This window comes from Aneurinibacillus migulanus (genome assembly GCF_001274715.1).
Lineage (GTDB): Bacteria > Bacillota > Bacilli > Aneurinibacillales > Aneurinibacillaceae > Aneurinibacillus > Aneurinibacillus migulanus.
This window is the reverse complement of the sequence record NZ_LGUG01000004.1, coordinates 2562825-2577267: the sequence shown is the minus strand read 5'-3', so window position 1 is coordinate 2577267 and position 14443 is coordinate 2562825. Positions and strand designations below refer to the sequence as shown.

Here is a 14443-nt window from a genome sequence, read left to right as displayed (position 1 = left end):
ACAAATGCCAGACAAATGTATGTCCATGTACTTTCGACATTAAAATCTGGATTTCCTTTTTGTCCATCTATAGAATAACGGAATTTATGCCACCTGCAGCGCTTCCTCCATACTTTTGTCTGTTTCCACTGTATAATGAAACATTTTGCCCTATCTCATTTTGATATTTTCCATCATCTTTAGACAAATCAAACATAGTATTTCCGTAACAAAAGCGTCTTTCTTGCTGAAAAGCACTTTTGTTTTATATACTCCTTACGCTTTTTTTACAAAAAATCGATATACACCATTTTCTTGTTCCATGCTCATTAACTCATGATTCGTTTGCCTTACCCAGCCTTGAAAGTCGTTGACCGATCCTTTATCCATCGTCTCTACCATCATCACCTGACCACTTTGCAAATTGTCTATCGCTTTCTTTGCTTTCACAATTGGCATCGGGCAGGATAATCCTTTTGCATCTACAACAATATCTGCATTCATGTACGTCTACCTCCTTATTTTTCAAACCGACTTTTCGGCTGTCTTACTTTAAAACGTAAGCGTAACATCGGCATCATAAGCGAAAGCAAGGAAGGTGACTGCTCCACCTATATCAATGCCGTCTACGAAGTCCTCTTTTTTCATGTTCATAACGTCCATGGTCATCTGACAAGCAATCAGCTTGACCCCCATTTCTTGTGCCATGCTTAGCAATTCTGGAATGCCTGGTACATTCGCCTGTTTGAAACCTTCAGCAAAGTGCTCTTTACCTGCCGGCATCGGCAGTTGCTTATTGGCTTGTCTATGAATAAGATTCAATCCTTCAAAAGTAAAGAAAATAGCTACCTCTGAATCTGTTGCTGCTGCTGCGGTCGCAATATTAAACACCTTGTATGCGTCAAACATTCCTCCGTTACTTGCGATAATTGCTACTCGTTTTGTCATTGTTCATTTCTCCTTTTTATTGTTTGTTTAATATACAAATGCTTTCGTACTTTCTCCAACTTCTACACGTCTGTTTATACATATACGCGTACAGGTATATAAACAAACAAAAATTTTTTGTTATCCTTAAATGATAGATACTGTACATAAATACACCCGTCACTTCCCATAAAGCGAATATACCAATATAGGTATATAGAAAATAATTTCGCTCTGCTTATCAACAGCATACTACTGTTTTACCTTATGAATGGTGAACGGCACAGCGATTCGGTCCAATTTCAAGTGCAACAGCTACGTCAGATGGCACACATACATCACCACGGTTAATTTTAACGATTTCCTCATAATTAGGTGGTGTAGCACCAGATGCACCTGCCACCATTTCTGTGAACTGCTCTCGATTTTGCATACGCAAAACTTCATTGGCAATTCGAATATCTCCCAAATATGCACCTACTACACCTTGTTCATTTATTTCTTTTCTATCCGCATAATGAGTCGGCAGTACGAGCGTTTCATCTGACATGCTCGCAATGTGGGTAAACACTGTATCATAAAGTGATTGTGCCCATTCACGGGCTTTTCCACCTAGATCGGGACGTCCAAGCCCACCTACAAAGATAGTATCTCCCGACAGTAGATAGCGATCATTAACCATAAACGATACACTTCCCGGTGTATGTCCCGGAGTTGGAATCGCCAGCACTTTTACGCGTACGTTACCGACCTCGATTTCCTGATTATCTTCTAGCGCCTCATAAGAAATGGCATCAGCTCCCTGCATTTCATTTCTGGAAATATGATACATTGCGCCGGTATACTTAGCCAACTCTGGTCCACCGGAAATATGGTCAGCATGCAGGTGGGTATCCATGACGCGTATAATGGTTGCTTGTTCTTGCTCAGCCAATTTCAAGTATTCCTCATAATGTCGGCCCGGGTCTACAACGATCGCTTGACCGTCGGAAATAATCATATAGGACAAGCAACCTTTTGCCAGACGGTTCACCTGGATGATTTTCATGCCATCCTGCTCTGAAACGATTACTGGATGATACAATTGACTCCATTCAAGCATTCCTTCTGTTAAATAACGTACACGGTATCCCCGTTCATTCAATATTTCCGCCACCATCTTGGCGCTACTGCCTTTTGCACAAACAACCACAATTTCCGTATCTTTTGGCAACGGTTTATAGGCGTCCTCGTTATCATCGAGAAAGTCAAAGTATGGAATGTTGATGTCCGTTATATGTTTATGTTCAATCCTCCAATCATTGTAGTCCTCGCTATTGCGTACATCAAGAATGAAGACCGGCCTTCCGTTCTTAATTTTATTATGCAATTGTTTTGCGCTCATTTCCATAACTGCCATGCAAACCTCCTCCTCGATTCTTTAAGATTGTGTACAAAAACTCTAAATTACTACATCCAGCCAAATCTTAATTGCCGATGCAAGGATTAAAGCCGATAAAATAACTCGTAATACTTTTGTACTTAAATGGGCACCGATGGAAGAAATAAACGTAATAGCTTAATGAGGAAGCTATCGTTACCCGCATAGGTATCTTCAATACAATAAGTATATCTTGGTATGAACATTATCACAGCCGCAATGGTCGCTAGTACAGCATATACAAAGTTAATCGCATCTGCGGACAGGAATTTCCCCTCCTTCCCGATCAACATACCATTTTCCTCCTGTTTAATACTTTGTTACCTCTTTTACCCACCCAGGTATATACGGTACTAGGTATATTATTGGTTGTTTTTTTGTTTTTGTCAATATAAAAATAAAGAGCATCAGCTACTTCTTATAAGCTGATGCTCTTCCACATTGTCGACAACCGCCAGACAACGAGTTCTATCCATTTATTTAACGATTTTCTTCTCAGACAAGATTTCCAGTAAAGACTGAGTAAATTTTAATCCGTTTTGAACTGCAGGTTCTTTTAGCAATTTCAACAGGCCAAATATAGAAATGGTTTCTGTTTTGCGTACTGCTCTTTCTTTCGCTTCCTTCACGATAGATACGCCTTCCCCTACACGATCTGTTACCGGTGTAGTGACGACTTTTGCCGTATCGACGAGATAAGCCAACGAATCCTTATCTGAAATAAGAGGTTCAACAGTTGAGTAAACCCGATCAAGCAGCGCCACTAATTTAGCAAGTCTTGGAAGACTCTCTATAAGTACAGCCAACGCTTCCATGTTTTCCTTATTCAGTGCCAATTGTGAGAACCGCTCCACACGCTCAGACAAATAATTCAGGGAATCTGTATCGCTGGCAAAAGCGGAAACGGCCGCAATGCCTTGTTCTGCTTTGTTGATCGCTTCTTTAATTTCAGGCAGCTTTTGAATCAGCGTCGTCAGTGCATCCTGCACCTCCGGCTTGGCTAATTCTTCTACCCATTGATCTGAAGTTTGTGTAGGGGTTTGCTGTTTAATTTCTGCGTCCATTTATCTTTCTTCCTTTCGTCAAAAACATTTTGCATGAACCTTTTCAACATTCAATTCCAATACGTAAGAGAAGCATTATTTCTTAGGGTTCCGCAAACTCCGCTTTTCATTTCCCAATCAAGTGTTATGATACGAAAACTATTGCACAAACTACATGAGGAGCCCTGCGGCCCCTGCTCATTTAGTAGTGATAAGTTTCACAACCCTGCGAACGGAAAATACCCTAACCGCTCATAATCAAAGCTTTCTCCTATGCGTGATTGAATAGAAAAAACCCATGTGTGAGCCAGATATAAAAGTTTCCAAGTAACCCACAGTTTATTATACCCTATAGCAAGCTTTTAGGGAGTATAATCATCATAAAAGTCTTTTGTACATATAAGAGGGCCACATCTTGATATATGCTGCCCTTTCTTGTCTACGATTTTATACTATATAAATTACACTTGATATTTTGACAGGGGGTGTGGTTGGAAGGAGGCGATTCGGAATGCGATCCGGCAGAAGAAAGGCCAGCGTGTCTTCTTCCGACCGCTCCCGCCTGCCGCCCTTCCTTCTTTTCTTACCTTCCACCATAAACATTTGTCGATGTATCAAATTAAATGTATATAACTCTCTATTTAATATATTAGAATAATGCCTACATTGCAAATGATATGAAGTAAATTTATAAATTATCTTCCAAGGGTGTTGATTATCCCATACGATCCAGAGTGGATAGCCACCACACCGTGCCCCAAACGGGCGTCGGTTCGTCTCCCACATGGAAGCCTAAAGGGCCGCTTTTTGCCTAAGCCAGGCGGGACCGCAAAACATCTGGGTAGACGCAAAGAGGGAGACAACTGCGGTCCTCTTTCGCCTGGCTGGGGCAACCGCTCGGAAAGAGAGACGAAAGGCCTTGTTTGTGTCCCGTTGTGGTGGTCTTTTTCTCTCGGAACAATCAACACCCTTAGTATCCATAGATGGATAGAAAAGAAGGACGCGTACGGCGTGCGTCCCCTTTGTTTTTCACGTATGGAGCGTGTGGTGCAACGGACGAAATCGACCGGCAACTGTCTCCTGCTCTGATACACCCAGATGTTTTGTCGGTCCGGCCTTGACGCCACAAAGCGGTCGTGTCCCTTCCTTGTGAGAAAAAGACGAAGGAACACGCCGACGCGTGCATCTTATCACTTCCTATTTATGGATAATCAACAGGTGTGATTATCTTCGTTTGTGCATATGCTATATGTCAGTAGCGAATAGGTAATTTCCTCCATTACGCATTTTATCCTCTACCTTCTCCTTAGCACGCAACCAGGAAAAGATGAGCCAACCTCCTGAAATAAACAGACCTGTTTTTCTATGCTTCATGAGTTCTCTCCCCGTAACCCGAAAGAAATACGTTACGCCTGTGTATCTCTACTTTCCATCGAGAGAAAAATAGACGCTGTCGTCTCCTTATCAAACAAATGAATTTTATCCATTGCAAAAGCAATTTTTATCCGTTCACCAACATGCGTCTGTACAGAAGATTCAGACCGAGCGATAATCGTATTCTCTCCAATCCCTGACATATAGAGATACAACTCAGCTCCCATATTTTCTACAAACTCAACTCGTGTATTGATCGTATCCGACAGATGTGTCTCGGTGAAAGGTACCTCGACCTGAATGTCCTCTGGACGTATACCCAATATTACCGGTTTATTTATGTAGTCCATGTCTTTCAATACTTTCGCTCGCTTTTCCGGTATCATCAGCCGTACATCCCTGTTTACAAAGAGGACCTCACTGTCTTCAACCTTGATGGCTCCCTCAATAAAATTCATCGATGGCGAACCGATAAAGCTTGCGACAAACAAATTTTTCGGCTTTTCGTAAATAGCCGTAGGCGTCGCCACTTGCTGAATGCGTCCTCCCTGCAAAACCACAATGCGATCACCCATAGTCATAGCTTCGGTTTGATCGTGTGTAACGTATATTGTCGTAGTGCCCAACCGACGCTGCAGCTTGCTAATCTCCGTTCTCATCTGTATCCGCAACTTGGCATCAAGATTCGACAGCGGCTCATCCATAAGAAAGACTTGCGGTTCCCGCACGATGGCCCTTCCTAAAGCGACACGCTGCCGCTGACCACCGGACAAAGCCTTAGGTTTACGATCCAATAAAGATGCAAGACCAAGCATCGCTGCCGCTTCCTTAACTCGCCTATCAATTTCGTCTTTTCGGAGCTTACGCAACTTTAATCCGAACGCCATATTTTCATATACGTTCATATGGGGATAAAGAGCATAATTTTGAAAAACCATTGCGATATCTCGATTTTTTGGGGCCATATCGTTTATCCGAACGCTATCGATGTATAAATCACCATCCGAGATGTCCTCTAATCCTGCAATCATACGCAGTGTCGTTGATTTTCCGCAACCTGAAGGCCCAACTAACACAAGAAATTCTCCATCACGTATTTCTAAATTCATGTTGTCCACAACAGCTACATTATTATATGATTTGCAAATGCCTTGCAACGTTACGCCTGCCATATTGCTCCCTCCTCACGATTCGGAAACACTCTCTACAAACGTAGTTACCACACAAGACCGCAATTGAACTATATACATCTGACTTTATAAATGTACATATTCTTGTGGCAGGAGGTAAGAAAAGAAGGAAGGACGGTGGGCGGGAGCGGTTGGAACCAATACGTCCGCCTTTTTTCTGCCGAGGCGCAGGGCGTATTCATCCTCTTCTCTCTCCATTCCTCCTACTTCCAACCACACTCTCCCGTCAAAATATTAAGTGTAACTTATATAATGATGCGTTAGTCCACAGAGAACAGGTTACACCACACATCTTCTCTTTTCTCCAAAAGGCGGCAGATGATTGCTCATGAATCTTCCTTTCCGATATATAGTAGCCAACCCTATTCCCGGGCAATATAAGCACAAAGGATGAAACCTATGCAAATTGTATGAAAGGAAAGGAAGCCCGATGAAAAAAAACTGGTTGTTTGTCCTTCTTATGTTTAGCCTATTTTTTCTTGTTGTTATATTCCCACTGGCAATGGAGTTAAAAAAATCGCCTCAGGGAATCGTGCAGGGGGAGCAGCAACGAATGCTACCCATTACTCAGACGTCTGATCAATGGCTTGTGCAAATCGATAAGCCAAAAGGAATGAAAAGGCCAGATACATTAAAATCGCCTTCTAATCCTTACGATACATATTACGTGTCAATAAAAAACATGAAAGAAAAAGTAACGAATATGACTGTCAATCTCTACCGTCATCACCAAACGTCAGAAGCACCGCTGCAAAGCACTCTTATGGCACAAACGTTGCACCCGAACGGTGAAATATTGGTGCGCCTGGATCTCCCTGTCTTTGAGCAAGAAAGAAGCATCGATGTTGTAATCTTATGGGACAAACAAAATCAGCAGCAAGCATTTGTATTTAAAGGAATTTAAACACCTTATAAGTGCCCAGTCCGCTATGCTTTAGTACAAGATGTATCCATGCCATTATTCGAAATCTCAAGCAGATTGTTATCAGGATCTCTTATATAGATGGACTCGATAGGACCGAGCGCCCCCGTCCGCCTTACGGGCCCCTCTTCGATTCCAATTCCAGCAGATTGCAGCTGAGCTACGACTTGCTGCAGAGGCGTATCAGTAATAAAACACAAGTCAGCAGAACCCGGCGTCGGCCTTGCAGCTTTCGGTTCGAACTCCTTGCCCACTTCGTGCAAATTTATTTTTTGCTCCCCGAAATGTAATGCTACTCGCCCGCCTCCGAATGTTACCAGCTTCATCCCTAATACTTCACAATAAAACTGACATGTATCTTCTATACTTTTTACTGTTAACACGAAATGATCTAGACGCTTAATATACATATTCCCCACCTCTTTTTTTACAATTTCCCATACTTTTTTGATATTACTTCCGCATTGTCTGTCTATTCTATATATCGTACAAGATAAACCCATACATTACCATTAAGGAGGAACAAATGATGAAGAAAAAACTGTATGCCACTTTATTAGGAACCGGAGTTGCGCTGGCAACCATGAGTTCCGTGTTTGCAGCGGAACCATCGACAGAGCAACAGGTCAATAAATCGGCTACTGTTCAAGCTCATGGCTGGCACAAAGGTGGAAAAATGACTGAAAGCAAGCTTGAAGAGCTAGCGAAAGAAAAAGGCATCACCGTTGATGAACTGAAGCAGCAATTGCAAAAAGAACGTGAAGCAAAGCTTGAAGAATTAGCAAAAGAAAAAGGCATCACTGTCAATGAACTCAAGCAGCAAATGAAGCAGAAAAAAGAAGCAAAGCTTGAACAGATGGCAAAGAAAAAGGGGATTACCGTTGAAGAGCTGAAACAAAAATTGCAAAAAAAGCATGAAGAAAAGCTTGAAGAAATCGCCAAACAAAAAGGAATCAGCGTTGATGAATTGAAAAAACAACTGCCGAACGGCGGCCAACTTTAATTCACTACGCCATTGTTTTGAAAGGGACATGTTGCCTCTGCATGTCTCTTTCTTTATTCTTACTATATAAAGCCAAACTTCCATAGGGGGATGAAAGCATGACCTATCACGTATATCTAGTCGAAGATGAAGTCAATCTGAATCGACTATTAACCTCTTATCTGCAAAATGAAGGATGGCATGTTACGTCATTTACTACCGGAACAGAAGCAAAAGCGGCTATCCCGCAAAAACCGCATGTATGGATTCTTGACATTATGCTACCGGATGCGGACGGATTCGAGCTTCTCGGCCAGATTAAAAACGAGTGTGCCGATACTCCAATCATATTTATTTCGGCCCGTGATGCCGACCTAGACCGAATTCTCGGATTAGAGATGGGCAGTGATGATTATCTGGCCAAACCATTTCTGCCGCGCGAGCTAGTAATCCGTACCAAGAAGCTGCTGGAACGTATATACGGGAAGATGCCTTCTACGGCCGCTTCCCCTGTCTCGGATGCTCTGGATATTTCCTCCTATACTATATGGGAGAAAGAACGCAGAGTCTATCATGACGAACGGCCGATCGAGTTAACCTCCAAAGAATTAGATTTGCTACTGTTGTTTGCAAAACACCCCGGACAAGCGCTCTCCCGCCAGCAAATCCTCAGCCGTATCTGGGGCACAGACTATTTTGGCACAGATCGCGCTGTAGACGATCTGGTACGCCGGCTACGCAAAAAAATGCCGGAGTTACGGCTGGAAACACTATACGGATACGGCTACAGGATGACGGACGTATGAAAAACAAACCGCTAGCTGTACAAATCTGGCTCGTGTTCTCTGGGGTGATGACGATTATATTATGCATCGTCATTCTGCTCATTCCCCTGCTTGTCCGACCGTTTCTTGTACAGGATACATATACGAGAATTAGCGAAGCGCAAACGCTTATTTCCAACAGGCAGGACAGCGGTCCGGGTTCAGGGAAACCTTTCCGCACGAAGGATAACGGAGTTGTACATCACCTGTTACTCGTTAACGGGGAATGGATAGCGCCACCTTCCTCGCTGACTCGGCTGCCTACAGAGTTTCTAGCTACAGCGCAAGGACAAGCACTGCTTCAGACAGAAGAGGCCAAGCAATATAAAACAGAAGTCGGTCAACAAACGCTATACTATATCATTCGAGTTCAGCAGATGGAAGGACAGGACTTTTTCCTACTGTCCTACGCTTCAGATACGTATCAACAGGAATTCATCTCTTCACTCATCCGTCAATTGTTTAGCATGACCGCCCTAATTTTGTTGGCTAGCTTTCCATTTTGTTATTGGCTGTCCAAATATCTATCCCGTCCGCTCGTGCAAATCGAGCAGCATGTACAACGCCTGGCCGAACGTGATTGGAACAAACCGTTACTGCTGGATCGTAAGGACGAAATCGGCCGGCTGGCAAAGTCGGTGGAACGCATGCGTCGCCGACTAGTCAAACAGGATGAGACACAACGTACCTTGCTACAAAATGTATCCCATGAGCTAAAAACGCCAGTTATGGTTATCCGAAGTTATGCACAAGCCATACAGGACGGCATCTATCCGTCCGGCGATCTGTCTCAGACAGTAGAAGTCATCGAAAAAGAATCAGAACGGCTGGAACGTCAAATCCAGCAGCTTCTCTATCTCACTAAGCTCGATTATCTGGCGACACAGGAGCTTACAACCCGTTCGGTTTGCATTGCGGACATTACCCACGATACAGTTCAGCGACTGCGCTGGCGCCGTCCGGAATTAGAATGGGAAATCAACATACCTGACATTCGTGTTGAAGGAGATGAGGAACAACTGCGTACAGCATTGGAGAATATACTTGATAATCAGATTCGTTATGCACGGCAAAAAATCTGGGTGTCAGGGGGAGAAACAGAAGAAAACGGCGCACACGCATTACAGCTACGATTGGGAAATGACGGGCCACCGATTCCGCCCGAGAGCATTCAAACCGTTTTCGAGCCGTACCGTAAAGGAACAAGTGGACAATTCGGTCTTGGTCTGGCGATCGTTAAAAGGATTGTCGACCTTCATCACGGAAAAATCGGAATCAAAAATGAAGAAATGGGACCCGTTTTTACGATGCAATTTCCTTCGGACAAAAAAACACGATAGCGTGACAAACGAGGCTGTAATGATTACAGCCTCGTTTGTCGTTTCTACAGTACCGTAGAGAAAGCCACCGTTATTATGAAGAAAAATAATACGGAATTGGCAATCTCATAGACACCAACCTGCAGTATTGACAATTTTCGGCCATAAAAAGCATATGCCCGAAAGAGACTCGGTAAAAATGCCAAACATACAAGCCATTCGCCAAACAACAGCCACACAAATACAATGACACCGTGGTATCCCCACGACACATTGCGGTATGCTGGATTATTTTTCTCTCGAATCATTGTTTTTACGTACAAGGCACTCCCCAGGAAGAATAAGAAACAAATGAAAACGATGAACAGACTGATTTCATCCAATCGGTTTGCACCATAAAAATAGCTGGCAGCCCCTGCGAACGAGAATACAAAAATCGCACTTATATCATTGATAAGCGCTCGGTCCCGGTTTTTTGCGGAATAATATACGCTTACCGCAAAAAATGGCAACAGGAGTAGTCCGAATCCGATTAGCTTTGGCTGCTGCCACACCGGAATGAAGATAAACAGACCGGCAAGACTAAAATAAATGGCTGTCCATCTTCTGTACAAACCTGTTTTCTTACCCTTAACCAGCATTAAAACAGCATACGAAGTAAGATAAAGAAAAAACCAACCAATGAAAAGAAGAAGATGCCCAAAACAAAACGTGGAAGCCGCTACGCCAAGCCAAAACGGAACAATGAGCATCGCCCAGGCACCGTGCTGCTTAGGAATCAACGGTCTCATACTGTCACCACCTTTATGCATGCGCAGAATACCCGGGCGGAATGAATGTGCAAAACGGTTCACTGGCCAAATAATCACCTGTCACTGCATAGGCTCTTGCACGGGAACCGCCGCATACTTTACGGTACGGGCACACACCACATTTACCGCTATATGCGTCCGGATTGCGTAATGCCTGGAATATCGACGAATTACGATACATTTCAACCAGTGAAGCTTCCCGAACATTTCCGGCGACTACAGGTAAAAATCCACTAGGCTGCACATCACCCAGGTGCGAAATAAAGACGAATCCGTTCCCATCATTCACACCGGCAAAGGAACGGCCAATGCCGTCTTTTGACTGTGCTGTCGAAACGACGCCTGCCATACGGCTTGGCGAAGCATGCTCTCCATCCTGCTTTCTTCGCTGTAGTATGACCCGTCGGTAATGCTGGGCAGCCGTTGTCTTAATATCAAATGGTACTGTTTTGGAAAGATCATACAGCCAGTGAAACACCCGCTCATGCTCCTCCGGACTAATCATATCCTCCATTCTTCCTCTGCCTGTCGGAACAAGAAAAAACACGCTCCAGAGCACCGCTTTCAAATCCCGGACAAGCACTGCAAGGTTGTCCAAATCATGCACGTTATAACGACTTACCGTTGTGTTAATTTGTACCGGAAGATTAAGCTCGTGTAAGTATTCTACCGCCCTCAGCGTCTCTTCATATGAACCGGAAAAACCACGGAATGCATCATGGATCGACGCCGTTGAACCGTCAATGGAGAAGGCCCAGCGAGACAGTCCCGCCTCTCTTGCACGCCGCATATTCTCCTTCGTTACATGCGGCGTAGCACTCGGTGTCATGGAAATACGCAGACCTAGTCCAACTCCATAGCGTATCAATTCGAATAAATCGGCCCGCATCAGTGGATCTCCTCCCGTAAACACAACCACCGGACTTCCAAATTCCTTTATCTGCTCAAGCAACCGAAAACCTTCTTCCGTCGTCAACTGGCACGGATCGGCTCTAGGCTGTGCCTCAGCCCTACAATGCAGACACTTCAGCTCACATGCACGCGTAACTTCCCAGATAACAATAAAAGGAGCCCGGTCAAATGCCTCTGTACTCATCCTTATTCCTCCCGCTTGTTTTTTCTCACTCTTCATCGTACTGCACTGCCCGATGGAAAGCTGTGGCATTCATCACACCCTAAAGAAATGATTCAATTTTTAGCCAACCACACATTTCTGTATATAAAATTGAATAAACCGAACAATAATTATTTGACATGACAATATCGTTTGCTTTAATATACAAGTTGTTCGAAAAAAAATATAATACTGATATTAATCGTTCGTATATCCTCGATAATATGGTTTGAGGGTCTCTACAAGGGAACCATAAATTCCTGACTACGGATGGGTGTTTGCTATGCCCATTTTCAGTCAGGATTTTTGTTTAACGGATAAGAAAGTAGATCGCGTTGTAAAGTAAGGAAGCGACATCTACTTTCTTCTGAATCGTACACAAGCGACCGTTTAGCTTCTTTACAGAAAAGGACCAGCGCAGGCGCCCACGAGTTTTTCTCATATTGGGAGGATGTCTTATGGAGAATTTTTTTAAGCTAAAAGAAAACGGAACAAATGCACGGACAGAATTCGTTGCCGGAATTACCACATTTCTGACTATGGTCTATATCGTGGTTGTCAATCCTGCAATTCTATCCTCAGCCGGTGTTCCATTCGACCAAGTATTCATGGCTACCGTCATCGCGGCTACGATAGGTACACTATGTATGGCTCTCTTCGCCAAATACCCTATTGCTATCGCTCCCGGCATGGGAATGAACGCTTATTTCGCAAGCGTCGTCGCAACGCACGGTATTTCCTATCAAACCGTGTTCGGTGCCGTATTTCTAGCCGGTGTTATTTTTCTACTGCTCACCTTCACCTCGCTAAGGGAAGCATTGATTCAATCAATTCCTGCTTCGTTGAAATACGGAATTACATCGGGGATCGGTCTTTTTATCGCATTTATGGGCTTGAAAATGTCAGGCATTGTTGTACCTAACGAATCTACGATGGTATCGTTCGGCGATTTGCACCAGCCTGTTGCGTTGCTTTCACTAGCTGGTCTGTTCATTACGCTTATACTTATCGCCAAAAGAGTACATGGGGCTTTATTCATTGGTATGGGGGTTACTGCACTTATCGGATATTTTACGGGTTTGTTGAAGTTTGACGGAATCGTGTCTTTACCACCTGCTCCCGTATTATTTGATATGGATGTTAGTGGTGTCTTCTCTCATGGGTTATACACTATCGTATTCGCTTTTCTTCTCGTAACAATTTTCGATACAACAGGCACAATGATTGGAGTAGCCGAACAAGCCAACCTGATGCAGGACGGCAAGCTTCCACGGGCTAAATCGGCTCTGATGGCCGATGCTGTAGCTACTACAGTCGGAGCAACGCTTGGTACTACTCCATCAAGCGCATATATTGAATCTTCTGCCGGGGTCGCGGCTGGTGGAAGAACCGGGTTGACTTCGCTCGTTGTCGCGGTTCTCTTCCTCGTATCCATTTTCTTTTCTCCAGCCATCGCCGCCATTTCGTCTCTGCCGGCTATTACGGCACCTGTACTTATTATTGTCGGCTGCTTCATGATGGAAGGATTGGCACGAATCGACTGGAAAACGTTTGACGAGGCATTTCCTGCCTTCGCTATTATTCTTACCATGCCGCTGACGTCAAGTATCGCCACAGGCATCGCAACTGGCTTTATTACGTATCCATTAATGAAACTCGTCAGCGGAAAAGGAAAGGAAGTTCATCCTCTGCTTTATGTTTTCGGTGTGATTTTTATTCTTCAAATGATTTATTTTCCGGCACATTAATTATCATCCGAAAAAGCCTCTGTTACAGAGGCTTTTTTTCATTTCATCGCTATCTTATACGCTCGCAAACAAAGCCATGTACCCAATATTTCAACTATGTAATAATTGATAAAGAACAAAGAAATGAAAGGAGCCATACTACGATGTATCCGTTAGTCGAGAGAATAGGAGCGATAATGATTGTCTGTAGCCTCGCCTTTTCTCTATCCGCCTGTACTGGAAAAGAAAAAGATACGACAGCCGCACAGGGTGAGCCAATTACACCGGGTAAACCGATTGAGCCTGGCGCTCCGATTACGCCGGGTAAACCGATTGAGCCGGGTACTCCCATTACACCAGGCAAGCCGATTAGCATTTCCATCGATAATCCAGATGTAAAAGTGACACCAGAAAAGGACCGGGTTACACTCCAACTCCCAAATAAGTTACTGTTTGATTATGACAGCGACACTTTGCGTCCTGAAGCCGAAAAACTACTTGAACAAATCGGAGACGAACTCAAAAAAATAGGCAAAGCGAATGTAGAAATTCAAGGTTATACCGATAGCCAGGGAAGCGAACAATACAATTTGGCTCTATCGGACAGACGAGCTAAGGCTGTAGAACATCATCTTGCCGCAATAGCAGGACTTGGGGGCATTACTCTTTCGACAAGGGGGCTTGGGGAAACAAATCCAGCCGCCCCGAATGATACAGAAGAACATCGTGAACAGAACCGGCGTGTGGAAATTATTATACAGCCCATTATACAGTAAGCTTATAACACAAATGAGCCAGGCAAACATTTGC

18 protein-coding genes, 1 pseudogene and 1 riboswitch are annotated in these 14443 nt (G+C 43.9%); of the genes and pseudogenes, 8 read left to right on the top strand and 11 right to left on the bottom strand.

Features of this window, described 5'->3' with window-relative positions:
* Positions 1-255: 255 nt before the first annotated feature.
* From AF333_RS14220 to AF333_RS35285, 6 genes and pseudogenes are all read right to left on the bottom strand, one after another.
* A complete protein-coding gene (locus AF333_RS14220) occupies positions 256-483 on the bottom strand; it encodes a sulfurtransferase TusA family protein (protein ID WP_043064142.1) in 228 nt (75 codons plus the stop codon).
* A gap of 48 nt (positions 484-531) precedes the next feature.
* Positions 532-927 carry a DsrE/DsrF/DrsH-like family protein gene (locus AF333_RS14215; RefSeq protein WP_043064141.1) on the bottom strand — a complete coding sequence of 132 codons (396 nt, stop codon included), beginning with the start codon at positions 925-927 and terminating at the stop codon, positions 532-534.
* A 244-nt stretch (positions 928-1171) separates the two neighbouring features.
* On the bottom strand, positions 1172-2305 hold the full coding sequence (locus AF333_RS14210; RefSeq protein ID WP_043064140.1) for an MBL fold metallo-hydrolase: 1134 nt from the start codon (positions 2303-2305) through the stop codon (positions 1172-1174).
* 42 nt (positions 2306-2347) lie between these two features.
* A pseudogene (locus AF333_RS14205) lies at positions 2348-2622 on the bottom strand (hypothetical protein); the annotation flags it as partial.
* Positions 2623-2802: 180 nt separating this feature from the next.
* Positions 2803-3390 (bottom strand): hypothetical protein, encoded by a 588-nt coding sequence (locus AF333_RS14200; protein ID WP_043064138.1) that lies wholly within the window; start codon positions 3388-3390, stop codon positions 2803-2805.
* Between the two features lie 426 nt (positions 3391-3816).
* A complete protein-coding gene (locus tag AF333_RS35285) occupies positions 3817-3987 on the bottom strand; it encodes a hypothetical protein (protein ID WP_235496456.1) in 171 nt (56 codons plus the stop codon).
* 93 nt (positions 3988-4080) lie between these two features.
* Between AF333_RS35285 and AF333_RS32830 the strand changes: the two genes are divergently transcribed.
* Positions 4081-4458, top strand: a complete 378-nt coding sequence (locus AF333_RS32830) for a hypothetical protein (RefSeq protein WP_139188842.1) — start codon at positions 4081-4083, stop codon at positions 4456-4458.
* A gap of 156 nt (positions 4459-4614) precedes the next feature.
* On the opposite strand, the gene AF333_RS36805 is transcribed toward AF333_RS32830, so the two are convergent.
* Positions 4615-4743 (bottom strand): hypothetical protein, encoded by a 129-nt coding sequence (locus tag AF333_RS36805; RefSeq protein ID WP_255322190.1) that lies wholly within the window; start codon positions 4741-4743, stop codon positions 4615-4617.
* A gap of 32 nt (positions 4744-4775) precedes the next feature.
* Positions 4776-5915: an ABC transporter ATP-binding protein gene (locus tag AF333_RS14195; protein WP_043064137.1), complete on the bottom strand. Its 1140-nt coding sequence runs from the start codon at positions 5913-5915 to the stop codon at positions 4776-4778.
* 104 nt (positions 5916-6019) lie between these two features.
* Between AF333_RS14195 and AF333_RS35280 the strand changes: the two genes are divergently transcribed.
* Positions 6020-6265: a hypothetical protein gene (locus AF333_RS35280; protein WP_235496454.1), complete on the top strand. Its 246-nt coding sequence runs from the start codon at positions 6020-6022 to the stop codon at positions 6263-6265.
* 98 nt (positions 6266-6363) lie between these two features.
* On the top strand, positions 6364-6837 hold the full coding sequence (locus AF333_RS14190) for a hypothetical protein (protein WP_052811733.1): 474 nt from the start codon (positions 6364-6366) through the stop codon (positions 6835-6837).
* Between the two features lie 23 nt (positions 6838-6860).
* On the opposite strand, the gene AF333_RS14185 is transcribed toward AF333_RS14190, so the two are convergent.
* Complete coding sequence (locus AF333_RS14185; protein ID WP_043064136.1) at positions 6861-7265, bottom strand: VOC family protein; 405 nt, start codon at positions 7263-7265, stop codon at positions 6861-6863.
* 119 nt (positions 7266-7384) lie between these two features.
* On the opposite strand from AF333_RS14185, the gene AF333_RS14180 reads away from it, so the two are divergent.
* The 3 genes from AF333_RS14180 (at position 7385) to AF333_RS14170 (ending at position 10001) form a co-directional block, all read left to right on the top strand.
* Entirely contained in the window at positions 7385-7858 is a 474-nt protein-coding gene (locus AF333_RS14180; RefSeq protein WP_052811730.1) for a hypothetical protein, read from the top strand.
* A gap of 98 nt (positions 7859-7956) precedes the next feature.
* The gene (locus tag AF333_RS14175) at positions 7957-8643 is read left to right on the top strand and encodes a response regulator transcription factor (RefSeq protein WP_043064135.1); all 687 of its coding nucleotides are present in this window, start codon (positions 7957-7959) and stop codon (positions 8641-8643) included.
* Entirely contained in the window at positions 8640-10001 is a 1362-nt protein-coding gene (locus tag AF333_RS14170) for a sensor histidine kinase (protein WP_043064134.1), read from the top strand. Before AF333_RS14175 ends, AF333_RS14170 begins: the two co-directional genes overlap by 4 nt.
* 44 nt (positions 10002-10045) lie before the next feature.
* On the opposite strand, the gene AF333_RS14165 is transcribed toward AF333_RS14170, so the two are convergent.
* Both AF333_RS14165 and AF333_RS14160 read right to left on the bottom strand, forming a co-directional pair.
* On the bottom strand, positions 10046-10771 hold the full coding sequence (locus AF333_RS14165; RefSeq protein WP_043064133.1) for a YwiC-like family protein: 726 nt from the start codon (positions 10769-10771) through the stop codon (positions 10046-10048).
* Between the two features lie 13 nt (positions 10772-10784).
* Positions 10785-11888 carry a TIGR04053 family radical SAM/SPASM domain-containing protein gene (locus tag AF333_RS14160; RefSeq protein ID WP_043064132.1) on the bottom strand — a complete coding sequence of 368 codons (1104 nt, stop codon included), beginning with the start codon at positions 11886-11888 and terminating at the stop codon, positions 10785-10787.
* A gap of 204 nt (positions 11889-12092) precedes the next feature.
* Positions 12093-12193: riboswitch (purine riboswitch) on the top strand.
* 171 nt (positions 12194-12364) lie between these two features.
* Between AF333_RS14160 and AF333_RS14155 the strand changes: the two genes are divergently transcribed.
* Positions 12365-13654 carry an NCS2 family permease gene (locus AF333_RS14155; protein ID WP_043064131.1) on the top strand — a complete coding sequence of 430 codons (1290 nt, stop codon included), beginning with the start codon at positions 12365-12367 and terminating at the stop codon, positions 13652-13654.
* Between the two features lie 143 nt (positions 13655-13797).
* Positions 13798-14409: an OmpA family protein gene (locus tag AF333_RS36800; protein WP_052811728.1), complete on the top strand. Its 612-nt coding sequence runs from the start codon at positions 13798-13800 to the stop codon at positions 14407-14409.
* Positions 14410-14443 lie beyond the last annotated feature (34 nt).